11 protein-coding genes and 1 riboswitch are annotated in these 15,679 nt (G+C 43.2%); of the genes, 10 read left to right on the forward strand and 1 reads right to left on the reverse strand.

Translation table 11 applies throughout. The annotated features are described in order from the left end of the window. Positions 1-64 precede the first annotated feature (64 nt). Positions 65-1,543: a helix-turn-helix domain-containing protein gene (locus AB5754_RS04650; protein WP_368251708.1), complete on the reverse strand. Its 1,479-nt coding sequence runs from the start codon at positions 1,541-1,543 to the stop codon at positions 65-67. Between the two features lie 80 nt (positions 1,544-1,623). Next, positions 1,624-1,794: riboswitch (M-box (ykoK) riboswitch) on the forward strand. 224 nt (positions 1,795-2,018) lie between these two features. Here AB5754_RS04650 and mgtA point away from each other — a divergent pair. The 10 genes from mgtA (at position 2,019) to AB5754_RS04700 (ending at position 15,552) form a co-directional block, all read left to right on the forward strand. Beyond that, positions 2,019-4,607, forward strand: a complete 2,589-nt coding sequence (mgtA, locus tag AB5754_RS04655) for a magnesium-translocating P-type ATPase (protein WP_368259484.1) — start codon at positions 2,019-2,021, stop codon at positions 4,605-4,607. Between the two features lie 62 nt (positions 4,608-4,669). After that, positions 4,670-5,710 carry a hypothetical protein gene (locus AB5754_RS04660; protein ID WP_368251712.1) on the forward strand — a complete coding sequence of 347 codons (1,041 nt, stop codon included), beginning with the start codon at positions 4,670-4,672 and terminating at the stop codon, positions 5,708-5,710. Between the two features lie 833 nt (positions 5,711-6,543). Next, positions 6,544-7,647, forward strand: coding sequence for a pyruvate dehydrogenase (acetyl-transferring) E1 component subunit alpha (pdhA, locus tag AB5754_RS04665; protein WP_311833373.1), 1,104 nt, complete (start codon positions 6,544-6,546; stop codon positions 7,645-7,647). Between the two features lie 2 nt (positions 7,648-7,649). After that, the gene (locus AB5754_RS04670) at positions 7,650-8,627 is read left to right on the forward strand and encodes an alpha-ketoacid dehydrogenase subunit beta (RefSeq protein ID WP_311833374.1); all 978 of its coding nucleotides are present in this window, start codon (positions 7,650-7,652) and stop codon (positions 8,625-8,627) included. Positions 8,628-8,652: 25 nt separating this feature from the next. Continuing rightward, the gene (locus AB5754_RS04675; protein WP_368251715.1) at positions 8,653-10,299 is read left to right on the forward strand and encodes a dihydrolipoyllysine-residue acetyltransferase; all 1,647 of its coding nucleotides are present in this window, start codon (positions 8,653-8,655) and stop codon (positions 10,297-10,299) included. A gap of 7 nt (positions 10,300-10,306) precedes the next feature. After that, positions 10,307-11,713: a dihydrolipoyl dehydrogenase gene (gene lpdA / locus AB5754_RS04680; RefSeq protein ID WP_368251716.1), complete on the forward strand. Its 1,407-nt coding sequence runs from the start codon at positions 10,307-10,309 to the stop codon at positions 11,711-11,713. 255 nt (positions 11,714-11,968) lie between these two features. Further along, positions 11,969-12,460, forward strand: coding sequence for a hypothetical protein (locus AB5754_RS04685; protein WP_368259485.1), 492 nt, complete (start codon positions 11,969-11,971; stop codon positions 12,458-12,460). 10 nt (positions 12,461-12,470) lie between these two features. Further along, complete coding sequence (locus tag AB5754_RS04690) at positions 12,471-13,670, forward strand: efflux RND transporter periplasmic adaptor subunit (protein WP_368251718.1); 1,200 nt, start codon at positions 12,471-12,473, stop codon at positions 13,668-13,670. Continuing rightward, a complete protein-coding gene (locus AB5754_RS04695; protein ID WP_368251719.1) occupies positions 13,670-14,356 on the forward strand; it encodes an ABC transporter ATP-binding protein in 687 nt (228 codons plus the stop codon). The genes AB5754_RS04690 and AB5754_RS04695 overlap by 1 nt, the downstream gene beginning before the upstream one ends. After that, positions 14,353-15,552 carry an ABC transporter permease gene (locus AB5754_RS04700; RefSeq protein ID WP_368251721.1) on the forward strand — a complete coding sequence of 400 codons (1,200 nt, stop codon included), beginning with the start codon at positions 14,353-14,355 and terminating at the stop codon, positions 15,550-15,552. The genes AB5754_RS04695 and AB5754_RS04700 overlap by 4 nt, the downstream gene beginning before the upstream one ends. The last annotated feature ends 127 nt before the right edge of the window (positions 15,553-15,679 follow it).

Genomic DNA, 15,679 nt, shown 5'->3' on the forward strand with positions numbered 1-15,679 from the left:
TTTTATTTTAGTTGAGAGAGAATTTGTTATTCTTTTCTGGTGAGAGGGGCGCACGGGGCATAACTTACGAACAAGCCCCATTGCGAATCTCCTGAATCTTTCGGTGAATCCGATCCAGTTCTTTAAAATCCATAAAACTGGGAATCACCAAAACCGGCAAGTCCTGCATGTTTTGTGAAGGCAAGAGGGTAGTCAACAGCAGATCATATTGCTGAAAATGATCGAGTAAGTCTTCATCGCTGTAAAAGACTTGATCCAAAATGTGAAATTCCAGATTGGCGCCTAAATGTTTTTCTAAAATAGCCACCAAATGGGCGTTGTGGCTGGCTGAAAGATCACTCATCACCAAAATGCGCAATGGTTTTCGGTCAAGAACGGTTTCTGGAAGTTCTTGGAGCACCAAATATAAGAGATGCTCTAAAAATTCTTTGGTGGTGCTCTCCTGGCGTTGTTTACAGAAAGTTTGGATGCTTATTTTTAAATCCGCCACTTCTTGAGGGTAAAAAAGTTGGGTTTTCTTCAAGAAAAAATGCCGAGGGTGGCGCAAGATTTGCAGCATATCCTTTGGTGGGCCAAAGACTTCATTGTCTCTTGCAAATTGAAATAAGATGTCTTTTTGCTTTTCTGCCGTAAGCTTTAGCTGATAGTGAGCCATTAAAAAAGCTAGAAAGGACTGATTAAACTTGTGCACTAGCTTCAGTCTGGGATTGGTTTTCAGAGCATGGTGATAATGTTCTTCTTTGAATAAAACGTAGTCTTCAAATAACAGCCATAAAAGATCTTGTTGTTCCAGTTGATTTACCGGGGCTTTTGTTAAGGCAGTTTCCAGAGGAGTGGTCAAATAAGTTGTGGGATCTTCTAAAAAGGCGTGCTCTTGTTTCCGGCGTAAAAAATGACCGCAATGGTGGCGAATGCTGGCTACATAAAAACTGGCAAAAAGCTTATTCATCACATAATTAGACGGAGGCAAGTGCTGGCTTTGCAAATAGTCCGCTAAGTATTTTCGAGCTGCTTGATCTTGTTTAGGTGTGGCAAAAAAAGATTCCGACCAGAGCTGGACTTCTCGGTATAAGGCGGTGTAAAGACGGCGGATATGGACCTCAGAACCTTCTAAGCGCAATGGGCGAAGTTTGATGGTAATCGGCCAAAGCGCCAATGTGTCTTGTAAGTTTTCCAAATAACGATGGGTGCTGGAAGTGCTGAGGTAAAGCTTTTCGGCTGCTTGTGCTTGGCTTTGGCACTCTTCAAAAAGTAACAGGCGCAAAAGGGAAATCTGGGGGCATTGATTCAAAATTCGCGATTTAATTAAGTTAAAGCTCAATGGCGTTTTTTGAATCAAATGGTAGCCTTGATCGTCTTTTGTAACAGACAGTTCCGGGTGATGTATGGCAATTTGCTCCAAGTCTTTTTGTAAAATACTGAGGGAAACTTGGCTTATCTCCAATAGTTGCCCTTCAGTTGCCAAATCGTCTCGTTCATAAAAAAAACTTAAAAGGGCGAGTTGCCTTTGTTGGTCTCGGCTGAGTAGGTGTCGTAACTCCATCATTTTCTCCTTTTCTGAAAATTAATGGGAAATCATTGACCTGAATAAAAAAACAGGCTATGATGAACAAGTAATAATAAGTAAATAATTGTTAGGTGAGGCTCCTATATGGACACAGGCTGCTGCCGCGAAAGAATCGAGAGACTCTTAGATGGTAGGACAGGACTAATCGTGAAGGTTATTCCCAATGCAGCTGACTAGTACGCTAGTCTACGCCCTATAGTGCTAAAGCTCTACGATGACATAACGTAGCCTTTTTTGCGCGCGCTCATTGTGGAGCGCGCGTTTTTTCGTTGTTCCAAAAATTTTAATGGGACTTGTGTCATTGAATTGTAGCATAAAATGCGCTTCATAAAAAAGCGTTTTTATAATTTTTCTAAAGAGAGGATGAGGGAAATGGATGCCCCCAGTTTTAGGCCAGAGATAAGATATGCTTTAGGGGGAATTTCCTCCTAAAGGTTAAGGAGGAAATAACATGAATAAAAAAACACTAACAAAAGATGTAGAATTGAAAAAATTGGCCCAACTATCTGAGCGAGAGCTTTTGATGCACTTGCGCACTTCAAAAGGCGGTTTATCAGAAGCTGATGCTAAAAAACGGTTGGCTGAGTATGGCTTAAATCAAGTCAATGCCAAAAAGCCCCGGTCCATTTGGCAAATTATTTTTGATGCGCTAAAAGATCCCTTTGTACTAGTTTTAGCTTTATTGATGATTGTTTCGGGAATCACTGGGGATTTGGAAGCAGTCGTTGTCATGGGTGGCATGATTTTGGCTTCGATTACGATTACTTTCATTCAAGAATATCGTTCGGAAAAAGCCAGCTTTGCCTTAAAAGAAATGATTGAAAATACTGCCACCGTAGTTCGCAATGGCAAAAGTCGGGAAATTCCCATGGATGAAGTAGTGCCGGGGGATTTGATTACATTGGCTACTGGGGATATGATTCCAGCGGATGCTTTACTGTTGTGGACCAAGGATTTATTTGTCAATCAGTCGTCTTTAACCGGTGAATCACTGCCAGTGGAAAAAGGCGTCGGACAAACTGGCGCTACCAAAGAGTTGTCCGCGGTGGATTTTCCTGATTTGGTCTTTATGGGTACTGATGTTTTAAGTGGTCAAGGTCAGGCGATTATTTTGAAGACAGGTCAAAACACCTTTTTTGGTGACATTGCCCATAATGCTACCCAAAAACGCGGGGATACCGCCTTTGATATCGGCTTGAAAAAAGTCAGCAAACTGCTTTTATCCATGGTGTTCATTTTGTTTCCAGTCGTCTTTTTATTAAATGGTGTGACCAAAGGAGACTGGGGTTCGGCCTTTTTCTTTGCCATTGCCGTGGCGGTAGGGTTGACCCCGGAAATGTTGCCCATGATTGTCACAAGTAACTTGGCAAAGGGTGCTATGAACTTGTCTCGTCATAAAGTGATTGTAAAAGAACTGCCGGCGATTCAAAATCTAGGGGCGATGGATATTCTCTGTACCGATAAAACCGGTACGATTACAGAAGATAAAGTGGTCTTAGTGGAACACTTGAATCCTTTAGGTGAAGTGGATCACCAAGTTTTAGATATGGCTTTTTTGAACGCTTATTACCAAACGGGTTGGAAAAATGTGATGGATGTGGCGGTGATTGAGTATTATCAAGAGCAAAAACGCCAACTTCCTTATGAGCAAATTTTAAAGATTGATGAATTGCCCTTTGACTTTTCTCGGCGGCGGTTGTCGGTGGTGGTAAAAGCGGAGGATCACCAGCTGATGATTACAAAAGGTGCCGTTGAAGAGATGGCAGATGTCTGTCAATACGTGGAAATTGCCGGTCAAGTCCAACCATTAACGGCGAAGTTACGCCAAAAAATGAGCCAGTTAAACCGTCAATTAAATGAAGCAGGGATGCGGGTGTTAGCTGTGGCAGTCAAAAAAGATGCCCACAAAGATGCCACTTATACAGTAGAAGACGAAAAAGAATTGACATTAATTGGGTACATGGGCTTTTTGGATCCGGCCAAAGCTTCTGCGGCCAGCGCCTTGGCAGCGTTAAAAGAACATGGTGTCAGTGTAAAAGTCTTAACCGGAGACAATGCCTTAGTGGCCAAAAAAGTCTGCAAGGATGTGGGCATTGAAGTAGGCGAAGTGTTACTAGGCAGTCAAATCGAAACCTTAAGTGACCTAGAATTAGCAGAAAAAGTCGAAGCTACCAATTTATACGCCAAATTAAATCCCATGCAAAAAGCTCGCTTAATTGGCATCATGCAAACAAAAGGGCATACTGTCGGTTTTATGGGTGATGGGATTAACGATGCTCCCGCCCTTAGAAAAGCTGACGTGGGTATCTCCGTGGACACCGCAGCGGATATCACCAAAGATGCCAGCTCGATTATTCTCTTAGAAAAATCACTACAAGTTTTGGAAACCGGTGTTTTGGAAGGCCGAAAAGTCTTTTACAATATGATGAAATACATCAAGATTACTTTGTCTTCTAATTTTGGCAATGTTTTTTCCATCTTAGTAGCCAGCGCCTTTTTGCCCTTTTTGCCGATGATTTCCTTACAACTCTTGGTACAAAATCTGATTTATGACTTTGCGCAACTGACGATTCCTTGGGATCACGTGGATTCAGAGGAATTGCAGCAACCGGCTAACTGGCAGATTAAGGATATTTTCCGCTTCACCTTAGCAATTGGGCCGGTGAGTTCGCTCTTTGATATTTTCACCTACTTGGTGATGTGGTTTGTCTTTGGTGCCAATAATTTACAATCGGCAGGCTTGTTTCAAACAGGTTGGTTTTTAGTCGGTTTGACTACTCAAACCTTAGTGGTGCATGTCATTCGTACCCGCAAGCTGTCATTTGTCAAAAGTCACGCCGCTTGGCCAGTACTTTTGGCCAGCCTTAGCGCTTTAGTGGTTGGTTTTTTCCTGGTGTTAACCCCGTTGCGCCAAGTATTTGACTTTGTGAGTTTACCTAAGCTGTATTTTCTATGGTTTGGTATGATTGTTATAGGGTATTTAATAACAATGGAAGCAGTCAAAAGATTCTATATTTCTCGGACGGGCAGCTGGTTGTAAGTTGTCAAGGAGTTGGTGGCGTGCTATGCTATTTTTAGACAAATAACAAAGGAGCACTGCTGATGATTATTAATCCGACAAAAAAGAGTCTGCCCTTGTTTTCTGAAATAAATAAAGTTGCCGATAAAGAAGCGGCCAAGGCTTTTTCATTGGCCAATCCCTTGTTTTCTTGGCATGGGACGTATTTCAATATAAATCGCAAAAAGATTCTATTATTGATGAACGATGCTACTTATTTAACGGTGGTAATCAGTGATGTGAATGCCAAAAATAAAGAACAGTTGGCGGAAGAAATCTTAAAAGGGATCCGTAAAGTGCTAAAAGCAATCAAAATCCCTAAAGCTAAAATTGAAACTTATTTTGAACTAGCCAAAGACTTGGAAGTAAGTGCCGGTTTTCAGAGAAGTGTTTTAGGCTATTTATCGGTGGCAGAACAAGTGGTCAGCCAAAAAATCACCACCGCAAACCTGTCTTGGGGCGTGCAAAAAGAGCTGAGTTTAAAAGCCAGCCACATTCCTTTTGCAAAACAGGAGTATCGAAACGCAGAAGAGTTGACCCGCAAAATGTTTGAACATCCTTTCGCAATCAACGAGGTCACCCTTCCTGAAAAAGTGGTAATTGAAAAGACTTGGACGGATTATCAGAAATGGCAAGCTTATGAAGGGCGCGATGGCTCCTATAATCAGTATGAAAAAATTGCCGATGAAATTCGCGAAAACAACGAAAAAATGTTACTCGCTTTTAAAGACTACTTGATAGCCGATGGTCTCAGTAGTCGGGCTGCCGAGGATCATCGTTTTAATGTCAGTGTGTATGTAGACGATTTCTTACTTTATTATCAAATTAATACCGTCTTATCTCCTGAGGCGAGTCCCTATGATTTTTTAAGTGATTGGTTTGTGTCTAAAGCGCTGTGGGCCAATGCCCGTAGTGTAAAACGTACCGGTACCAGTCTGCGAAAGTTTTTTGGCTTTATGGAAGCAGCAGAAGAAATCACCAACCGCCAATTAAAGGACTTGCGAGAAGAAATCAGCGACGGCATTATGGCAGGGTTGGAAACCTTAGAGATGTTAGAAGAAGGTTTTTATGATGATTTGTATTAAAAAATAAATTTGCTGAAAAGGGATATAACAATAGTTGTGTCACCGTCCTTCGAATCGAACAATACCAAACGTGAGCCACGAGCAAAAGACAAGCAACTTCCATTAAAATCATGGGAAGTTGCTTGTCTTTTCATCGTTAAAAATTTCAAACAATGACTAAGCTTGATTTTATCAAGCTTAGTCATTGTAATTCACTTTTTCTCTTTAAACGTATGGTGATGTTCGTTCTACGGACTAAGACGCACCGATTGTTGCAAATATTTTTTTGTCATCTGCTTCCTCGAGGAGAGTGTTAGGACATTCGCTGTTATCACTTGAAAATAATTTATGTTGCAGGTTCTTTCTGTAGTTTTGGTCTCATCTGCTCTTATCGTAGGGGACTTCTCACCTTAAACCAGAATTCCCTCGTAACATCAGGATAAGGCACCCGTTACTTTCTTTTTTATGGAGAGCTAGGAGTTTGTGAAAAACTTGCAATAATTAGAAAACGCTTACTATTAAGCGTAGTATTTGACAAATACGTCTCTATCTGATTAGTTGTGTAACAGTGATAACGCACTGTTACAGTTTTTGGCAGTTTTCACAGGTTGCTGTTTTTTCGCAGCCCCACAGAAACGTGTTCAGTATAGGAAAGGGGATACATTCTGTGAAAAAAAGCGCAAAGTCAGGAAAATACCGATTCTTTACTAAAGAAAGTCTTGGGAGGAAAGAAGAGCGTAATACTTGTCAAATCTGTGAACTGGTGCTAAATTAAAAGAGTAATCATTTTCTGGTAATGATACAGCGTAGAGAGCTGTTACACCAGCAGAAAATCAGAGAGGAAAGTGTAAGACATGGCGAAAGAAGTTATCGATTTTAACAAGCTGTTAGCAGAAGTCAATGCAGACTTTCCCACTTATCAAGCAATTGATGAAGTAGGGAAGGTTACAAACAAGGAGTTGATTCCGGATTTAACAGATGATGAATTAGTAGAATTAATGCGTCGGATGGTTTGGTCTCGGGTATTGGATCAACGGTCAACAGCTTTGAACCGACAAGGACGTTTAGGTTTTTATGCGCCAACTGCTGGACAAGAAGCCAGCCAATTGGCCAGCCATTTTGCTTTTGAAAAAGAAGATTATTTATTCCCAGGTTATCGTGATGTCCCTCAATTAGTCCAACACGGCTTGCCACTAAAAGAAGCATTCTTGTGGTCAAGAGGGCATGTGGCAGGAAACCTCTATCCAGAAGATTTGAAAGCGATGCCTCCACAAATCATTATCGGTGCACAATACGTTCAAGCAGCCGGAGTAGCATTGGGCTTTAAGAAACACGGCAAGAAAAACGTTGCCTTTGCTTATACCGGTGACGGCGGTTCCTCCCAGGGGGATTTCTATGAAGCAATTAACTTTACTGGTTCTTACCATGCAAATGGTGTTTTCTTTATCCAAAATAACGGTTTTGCGATTTCTACACCGCGGGCAAAACAATCGGCCGCAGAAACCTTGGCTCAAAAAGCAGCTGCTGCTGGTATTCCAGGGATTCAAGTAGACGGGATGGATGCTTTGGCAGTTTACAGTGTGTCAAAAGCTGCTCGTGAATGGGCCGCAAATGGCAATGGCCCGGTTTTAATTGAAACGTTGACCTATCGTTATGGTCCTCATACTTTGTCTGGTGATGATCCAACCCGTTACCGTTCTAAAGAATTGGATGGGGAATGGCAAAAGAAAGATCCATTGATTCGGATGCGGAATTATTTGACGGAAAAAGGTCTTTGGTCTGAAGCCAAGGAAGAAGAAGTCATTGAAGCTACGAAAGAAGAAATCAAACAAGCAATTGCCGAAGCTGATCGGGTGCCAAAACAAAAAGTTTCCGACTTCTTGAAAAATATGTACGAAGTCGCACCACAATCTATTCGTGAACAAATTGCAATTTACGAAGCGAAGGAGTCGAAATAATCATGGCGCAAAAAACAATGATTCAAGCCATTACAGATGCATTGGCTTTGGAAATGGAAAAAGATCAAGATGTTCTGGTTTTTGGGGAAGACGTAGGGAAAAACGGCGGGGTTTTCCGGGCAACGGAAGGCTTACAAGACAAGTTCGGTGAAGACCGGGTCTTTGATACTCCTCTAGCAGAATCTGGAATCGGCGGTTTGGCCTTTGGGTTAGCTTTAGAAGGATTCCGTCCAGTGCCTGAAATTCAATTCTTCGGCTTTGTCTTTGAAACCATGGATGAAATTGTGGGGCAAATGGCGCGGACTCGTTACCGTATGGGCGGCACTCGTAATTTACCAATCACCATTCGTTCCCCATTTGGTGGCGGTGTGCATACACCAGAACTTCACTCTGATAACTTAGAAGGTTTAATGGCTCAATCCCCTGGTTTGCGGGTGGTCATTCCTTCCAATCCTTACGATGCCAAAGGGTTATTAATTGCTTCTATTCGTAGCAATGACCCAGTGGTTTTCTTGGAACACATGAAACTTTATCGTTCTTTCCGTGAAGAAGTGCCGGATGAATCCTATGAAGTACCATTGGATAAAGCAGCGGTTACCCGGGAAGGAAAAGACATTTCCATCATTACCTATGGCGCCATGGTTCGTGAAGCGAAAAAAGCGGCGGACAACTTGGCCAAAGAAAACATCGATGTGGAAATCATTGATCTTCGCACTGTGGCACCATTGGATATGAAGACGATTATTGACTCTGTGGAAAAAACTGGTCGGGTAGTTGTAGTTCAAGAAGCCCAAAAACAAGCCGGTGTCGGCGGTCAAGTGGTTTCTGAAATTTCAGAACGAGCCATCTTGTCCTTGCAAGCACCAATCGGTCGAGTTTCTGCACCAGATACGATTTTCCCATTTGGACAAGCAGAAAACATCTGGTTGCCAAATGCGGCGGATATCGAAGCCAAAGTCAAAGAAACTATGAACTTTTAAGGGATAATGGAAGGGAAGTAGAACAATGGCCTATCAATTTAAATTACCGGATATCGGTGAAGGGATCGCAGAAGGAGAAATCGTCAAATGGTTTGTAAAACCCGGCGATACTATCAATGAAGACGATACTTTATTAGAAGTCCAAAATGATAAATCAGTAGAAGAAATTCCATCTCCTGTAACGGGGACGGTAAAAAATATTTTAGTTTCAGAAGGTACAGTAGCCAACGTGGGAGATGTCTTAGTGGAAATCGACGCTCCCGGTGCGGAAGGCAACGATGCGCCAAGTGCTGAAGAAAGTGCCACTCCAGCTTCTGAAGCTCCAGCATCAGCTGCTCCTGCCAGTGCCGGCGGTGTTTACCAATTTAAATTACCGGATATCGGCGAAGGCATTGCAGAAGGCGAAATCGTCAAATGGTTCGTCAAAGCTGGCGATACCATCAATGAAGACGACACCTTATTAGAAGTTCAAAATGATAAATCAGTAGAAGAAATTCCGTCTCCAGTGACTGGTACGGTTAAAAACGTCATCGTTCCAGAAGGCACTGTGGCAAACGTAGGGGATGTCTTAGTGGAAATCGATGCTCCCGGACATAACGATGCCCCAGCGGCACCTGCCCAACCAGAAGCTAAAACCGCTCAAGCCGAAACACCAGCGGCAACTGCGGCAGCAATCGCTCCTAGTGAAGCAACAGGCAAAGCGGCTAAAGACAGCGGCAAAAAAGTCTTGGCTATGCCATCTGTCCGTCAATTTGCTCGGGAAAAAGACGTGGATATCAGTGAAGTTACCCCAAGTGGCAAAGGCGGTCGCGTAACCAAAGCCGATGTCGAAGCCTTTATCTCTGGTGGTGGCGCACCTGTAGCCAATACAGCAGCACCTGCTAGCCAAGAGCCAGCAGAAAAAGCAACTCCTGCTGAAAGCACCGCGCCAGCAGCTAAACCAAAAGCTTTCACTTCAAATCTTGGGGACATGGAAGAACGAGTAGCCATGACACCAACCCGGAAAGCCATTGCCAAAGCGATGGTCAACAGCAAACACACCGCCCCTCATGTTACTTTACATGATGAAGTGGAAGTTTCGAAATTGTGGGACAACCGCAAACGGTTCAAAGAAGTGGCCGCAGCTCAAAATACGAAGTTAACTTTCTTGCCATATGTGGTGAAAGCTTTGACTGCTACTGTGAAGAAATTCCCAGTACTAAATGCTTCATTAGATGATGCCAACCAAGAAATCGTCTACAAACACTACTATAATATCGGGATTGCTACCGATACAGATCACGGCTTGTATGTACCAAACGTGAAAAATGCCGATACAAAAGGACTCTTTGCCATTGCAGATGAAATCAATGAAAAAGCAGCCTTGGCTCATGATGGCAAGTTATCTGCCGAAGATATGCGCAATGGTACCATTACCATTAGTAATATCGGTTCTGTTGGTGGCGGCTTCTTTACCCCGGTTATCAACTATCCTGAAGTGGCGATTTTAGGTGTGGGTACAATTGCCCAACAACCAATCGTCAACGCTGAAGGAGAAATCGTCGTAGGTCGCGTGATGAAACTTTCTCTAAGCTTCGATCACCGAATCGTGGACGGCGCCACTGCACAAAAAGCAATGAACAACATCAAACGACTCTTGGCTGAGCCTGAGTTGATGTTGATGGAAGGATGAGAAAAGTATGGTAGTTGGAGATTTTGCCATTGAATTAGATACAGTAGTAATCGGTGCGGGACCTGGCGGCTATGTAGCTGCCATTCGCGCCGCTGAAATGGGCCAAAAAGTTGCCATTATTGAACGGGAATTTATCGGTGGGGTTTGTCTGAATGTGGGCTGTATCCCTTCCAAAGCCTTGATTGCTGCCGGTCACCATTATCAAGAAGCCAAAGATTCATCAACTTTTGGTGTAACCGCCGAAAACGTGAAATTAGACTTTACCAAAACCCAAAACTGGAAAGATACCCAAGTGGTACCTAAATTAACCGGTGGCGTGGAAATGTTATTGAAAAAACACAAGGTGGAAATCATCTGGGGAGAAGCGTTCTTTGTAGATGACCACACATTGCGGGTAATTCATCCTGATTCTGCCCAAACCTATTCCTTCAATAATGCGATTATCGCTACTGGTTCTCGTCCTATTGAAATCAAAGGCTTCAAGTTTGGCGGCCGCATTTTGGATTCCACTGGTGGTTTGAACTTAAAAGAAGTACCGAAGAAATTCGTCATTATTGGCGGCGGCGTCATCGGTGCCGAACTAGGTAGCGCTTATGCCAACCTTGGTGCTGAAGTGACCATTTTAGAAGGTTCCCCACAAATCTTGCCAACCTATGAAAAAGATATGGTAAAAGTAGTGGAAGCCGACTTTAAGAAAAAAGGTGTCACAGTGATTACCAGTGCCATGGCCAAAGAAGCCATTGACAACGGCGATAGCGTTACTGTGAAATACGAAGCGGACGGCAAAGAACAATCTGTCGTAGCAGACTATGTCATGGTTACCGTGGGTCGTCGGGCAAACACTGACGATTTAGGTCTAGAACAAGCCGGTGTTGAAGTAGGCGAACGAGGCTTGATTACCGTAGATGCACAAGGTCGCACCAATGTGAAGAACATCTTTGCCATTGGCGACATCGTTCCTGGTGCAGCTCTTGCTCACAAAGCCAGCTATGAAGCAAAAATTGCCGCAGAAGCAATCTCTGGTAAAAAAGTGGCCGTGGATTACACTGCTATGCCTGCCGTGGCCTTTACCGATCCTGAGTTAGCTTCCGTTGGGTTAACCATTAAAGAAGCCAAGGAACAAGGCTACGATGCCAAAGCCTTCAAATTCCCATTTGCCGGTAACGGTCGGGCCATTTCTTTGGACAAAACAGAAGGCTTCATGCGTTTGGTGACCACTGTCGATGACAATGTGATCATCGGTGCCCAAATCGCCGGTGTCGGCGCTTCTGATATGGTTTCAGAATTAGCTCTAGCCATTGAATCTGGCATGAACGCCGAAGATATCGCTTTGACGATTCACCCTCATCCATCACTAGGTGAAATCACCATGGATACCGCAGAATTGGCGTTAGGTTTGCCAATTCATATTTAATAATTGTATTTCCTCTTACCCCCCGTCGTTTCGTCGCGACGGGGGTTTTTGTCTTGGAAAAAAGAGTACCCGAAGAAAATGTCTAGTTCTTTTAATTAAAGCAAAAAGTACATCTCATAAGCATTTTTCTTAAAATGATCTGTTTTTTATCACGAAAATTTAACATGGGTGGACGAGATTTTTATTTGCGCTACAATTAGTGATAACCATCACAATGGTGGGAAAAAAAGTTTTTGAAATGGGAGTGTGGAGAAAATGAAAGAGCCAAAAAATTATTTAGGGAAAGCGAAGAAGTGGAATTTTTTCATCTTGATTACCAGTTGCCTTTCCGCGTTGTTGGGGATTGGATCGATTGTCAAATCCTTTACGGATACTCTGGAAGATTACAGTGTGTATGAAAAGTATGCCCAGAAAATGTTTGATTACAATACGGGAATTGCGTACCGAGGCTTTTTAATTTTCAATTTTGGGGTGTTGGTCTTTTTGATTTTTCGTTATTTCAAGGCCAATCAACTCTTAGCCGCTGGTGAAAGTGCACCGAAATATCCTTATTATGTAGCCATTGCCATGATGGTGTTAAACTTCTTATTCGGACAGTTTGTCACACCACAAGTGGAATTGATTGAAGGCTTACAGCTAGGAGCAATTACGGCGATTTCTGGGGTAGTCAGTGTGTTGATTACCGCCATTCCGCCATTGTTTACCTTGATTAATTTGTTTAAAGGGGATACGGAAACCAACAACTGAGGGAGACGTTATGAAAAAATTATCAAAAAAACAGCAGATTCGTTTGAGTATTATTGGGGGAATTTTGGTTTTAGCTCTTTTAATCGGGGTGACCGTTTTTGCCAATCGTCCTAAAGAAAAGACAGAAACCGAAGCTACCTATGAAACGACGAAAGTGGAAAAAGCTGCGCCGTTGTTGTTTAAAGGCAGTGTCAAGGCGGAGAAAACCCAAGAATTTTACTACGATCAAAGCCTGGGGACGATTACGAATATTGGGGTGAGCAATGCCCAAGAAGTCAGCAACGAAACCGTATTATTGAGCTATGAAAACAGTACGGTGCAAGAACAAGCCGACGAGCAAGACCAAAGCTTGGCTCGGGCCAATCTGGCAGTTCAAAACGCCCAAGAATCCTTAGACTTAGCTTACGAAAAACAAAATGAAGCAATTAAAGCCTATAATGAGGCGGTGGACAAAGCCAATGCCCAAGAAGAGACCACCGAAGAAGGCAAGCTGAAAAAACAAGAACTTTTGGCTCAAGTTGATTCGCTAAATGAAGGAGTCAAAAGCCAAAAAGAAATGGTCCTGCAAGCCCAACAAGCACTGGAATCAGCTAATCTGGATTTGACTTCTGCCAATGAAATGACGGAAAAAATCCGGGGCAAAGTTACCCATACTATTACAGCCGGCATGAAAGGCATGGCTTATATCAATGAAAAAGGCAAAAGTGATCCCACGGTGCCAGTGGTGACCATTGTCAGCCCGACGACGGTGATTGAAGCTAGTGTATCGGAATACGACTATGAGCGCTTGCAAGCCGAACAAAAAGTCACCATCCAGCCTACTAATGGAGACGAAAAAATCGACGGTACCATCCTTCAAGTGGATAAATTACCTGAGACTACAACTGCCCAAGGAGCAGATAGTGGCACAAGTACCACCAGTGCCAGCTATCGTTTTTCAGTGAAGCCCGCAAAAGACTTGCAATATGGTTATACGGTGCAAATCACATTGCCCCTAGATGAACTGCGGATTCCTTCAAAAAGTCTGGTAAAAGACGGGGAAAAACGATTTGTTTATGTGGTTAAATCAGGCAAAGCCCACAAACAAGCTGTCACCGTCCTTGAAAAAAATGGCCTCTTGATTGTGACAGAAGGCTTAAATGAAAAAGATCAAATTGTGACAAATCCTGACAAAGACCTGAAAGATGGACAAGAAGTGGCGGTGGGCTGATGATTGATTTACGCAAGATCAATAAATACTATCGTTCCGCCGATGAAAGCCTCCACGTATTAAAGGATATTAATGTCCATGTGGATGCAGGAGAAATGGTGGCAATTATGGGGCCTTCTGGTTCCGGTAAATCCACGTTGATCAATGTTTTGGGCTTTATTGATACGAAGTTTAGCGGAGAATACCTTTTTGAAGGGGAGAACTTGGTGACTTCTGCTGACAATCGCCTGTCCCAAATTCGCAATCAAGTAGTAGGTTTTGTCTTTCAAAATTTTAGTTTGATTGAAAACAACACAGTGTACGAAAATGTGGAACTGCCGCTACTTTATGGGGGCTACGGCTTTCACCAAACGAAAAAACAAGTCATGGCGGTTTTGGAAAAAGTGGGCATCGCAGATAAAGCCGACAAATATCCGAAGCAACTTTCCGGCGGGCAACAACAGCGGGTGGCCATTGCTCGAGCATTAGTCAATCAGCCGAAATTTGTGATTGCCGATGAACCTACCGGCGCTTTGGATACGCAAACCTCAGAAGAAATCATGAGCTTGTTTCACGACTTAAATCAAAGTGACGGCACCACGATTTTACTGGTCACCCATGATCCCGAGGTAGTTCCTTATTGCAGTCGGCTCATCAGCATTCGCGATGGCGCTATTATAGAAGATAAGGAGCTGACTGCCTTATGAAATTAATGATTAATTGGCGTTCCTCACTACGAGCAATTCTAAAAAATAAAAAGCGCAGTCTGCTGACTATGTTCGGCATTGTCATTGGGATTGCGGCGGTGATTGCTATTTTGTCTATTGGCCGTGGCTTTGAGCGGGATACGATTAAAAGCATCACCCAAAGCGATTCCGAAGAAGTCACAGTGGAAGTCCAATACACCCCCAGTGACAATATGATGTATGAGGCCAATGTGAATTTTTTCAATGACCAAGATTTGCAACTGGTCGAAAATATCCAAGGAGTCAAGAAAGCTGACTATTTGCAATATGAGACGGACACTTATTATGTGGAGTTGCCAATAAAAAATAAAAAGGTCAATAAAGAAATCAAAGTGGTTTCCCAAAGTAAAAAAGAACCGCTAGTCGGGCGAGCTTTGACAAAATACGACAACGAGGTCTTAAACCGAGTGACGATGATTGACTCCATCACCGCCGAAGCCCTTTTTGGTTCTTCAGAAAAAGCGCTAAATCAAGGCTTGGAGCTAGAAGGGCAACTCTTTCAAATCGTAGGAGTCTTTGAAGGCACGGAGCAATCCAGTATGTTTTCTATGCCGGAGTCCAATATTTTAGTGCCACGAAAAGCTTACGCGCATTATCAAAGTCAAACTCAAGACCAAAGCACCTTGCAACTGACGCTAGAAGACGGCGTTAACCCCGGGGATGTCACCACGGAGGCAATCGATACCTTAGAGGAAAATGGCTCCCAAAAAGACCAAGGGGAGTACCAAGTCTTTGATACCGCTTTGTTAACAGAAGGTGTAGGCCAGGTTTTAAGCACCATTACCTACTTTATCGGGGCGGTAGCGGGAATTTCCTTGTTTATTGCCGGTGTGGGCGTGATGAATATGATGTACATTTCCGTATCCGAGCGCACCAAAGAAATCGGAATTCGCCGAGCATTAGGAGCAACGCGGGGGGCGATTCGACTGCAATTTCTCCTAGAAGGGATGACCTTGACCTTAATCGGTGGCGTGGTGGGCTATCTTTTAGGCATGGCGCTGGCTTATATCATCGGTGGCTTTGTGAATATTTCAGTATCGGTGGATTTATTTACCGTTTTATTAGCCGTGGGCGTTTCTACCGGGATTGGTCTAGTCTTTTCCGTGATGCCGGCATCAGAAGCAGCGAAGAAAGATTTGATTGATATTTTACGATAAGGAAAGTTATGCCTGTGAATTCCTATTGGATTGACAGGCATTTTCTATTCAAAGATCTAGTCTGAGTTCATTAGTCGTTGGAGCTGTGTCTTCTTTTTACTAGGGGATTCCAGGAGATTTTGTTATG

This window comes from Enterococcus sp. 2201sp1_2201st1_C11_2201SCRN_220225, from assembly GCF_040925905.1.
Classification (GTDB): domain Bacteria; phylum Bacillota; class Bacilli; order Lactobacillales; family Enterococcaceae; genus Enterococcus_C; species Enterococcus_C asini_A.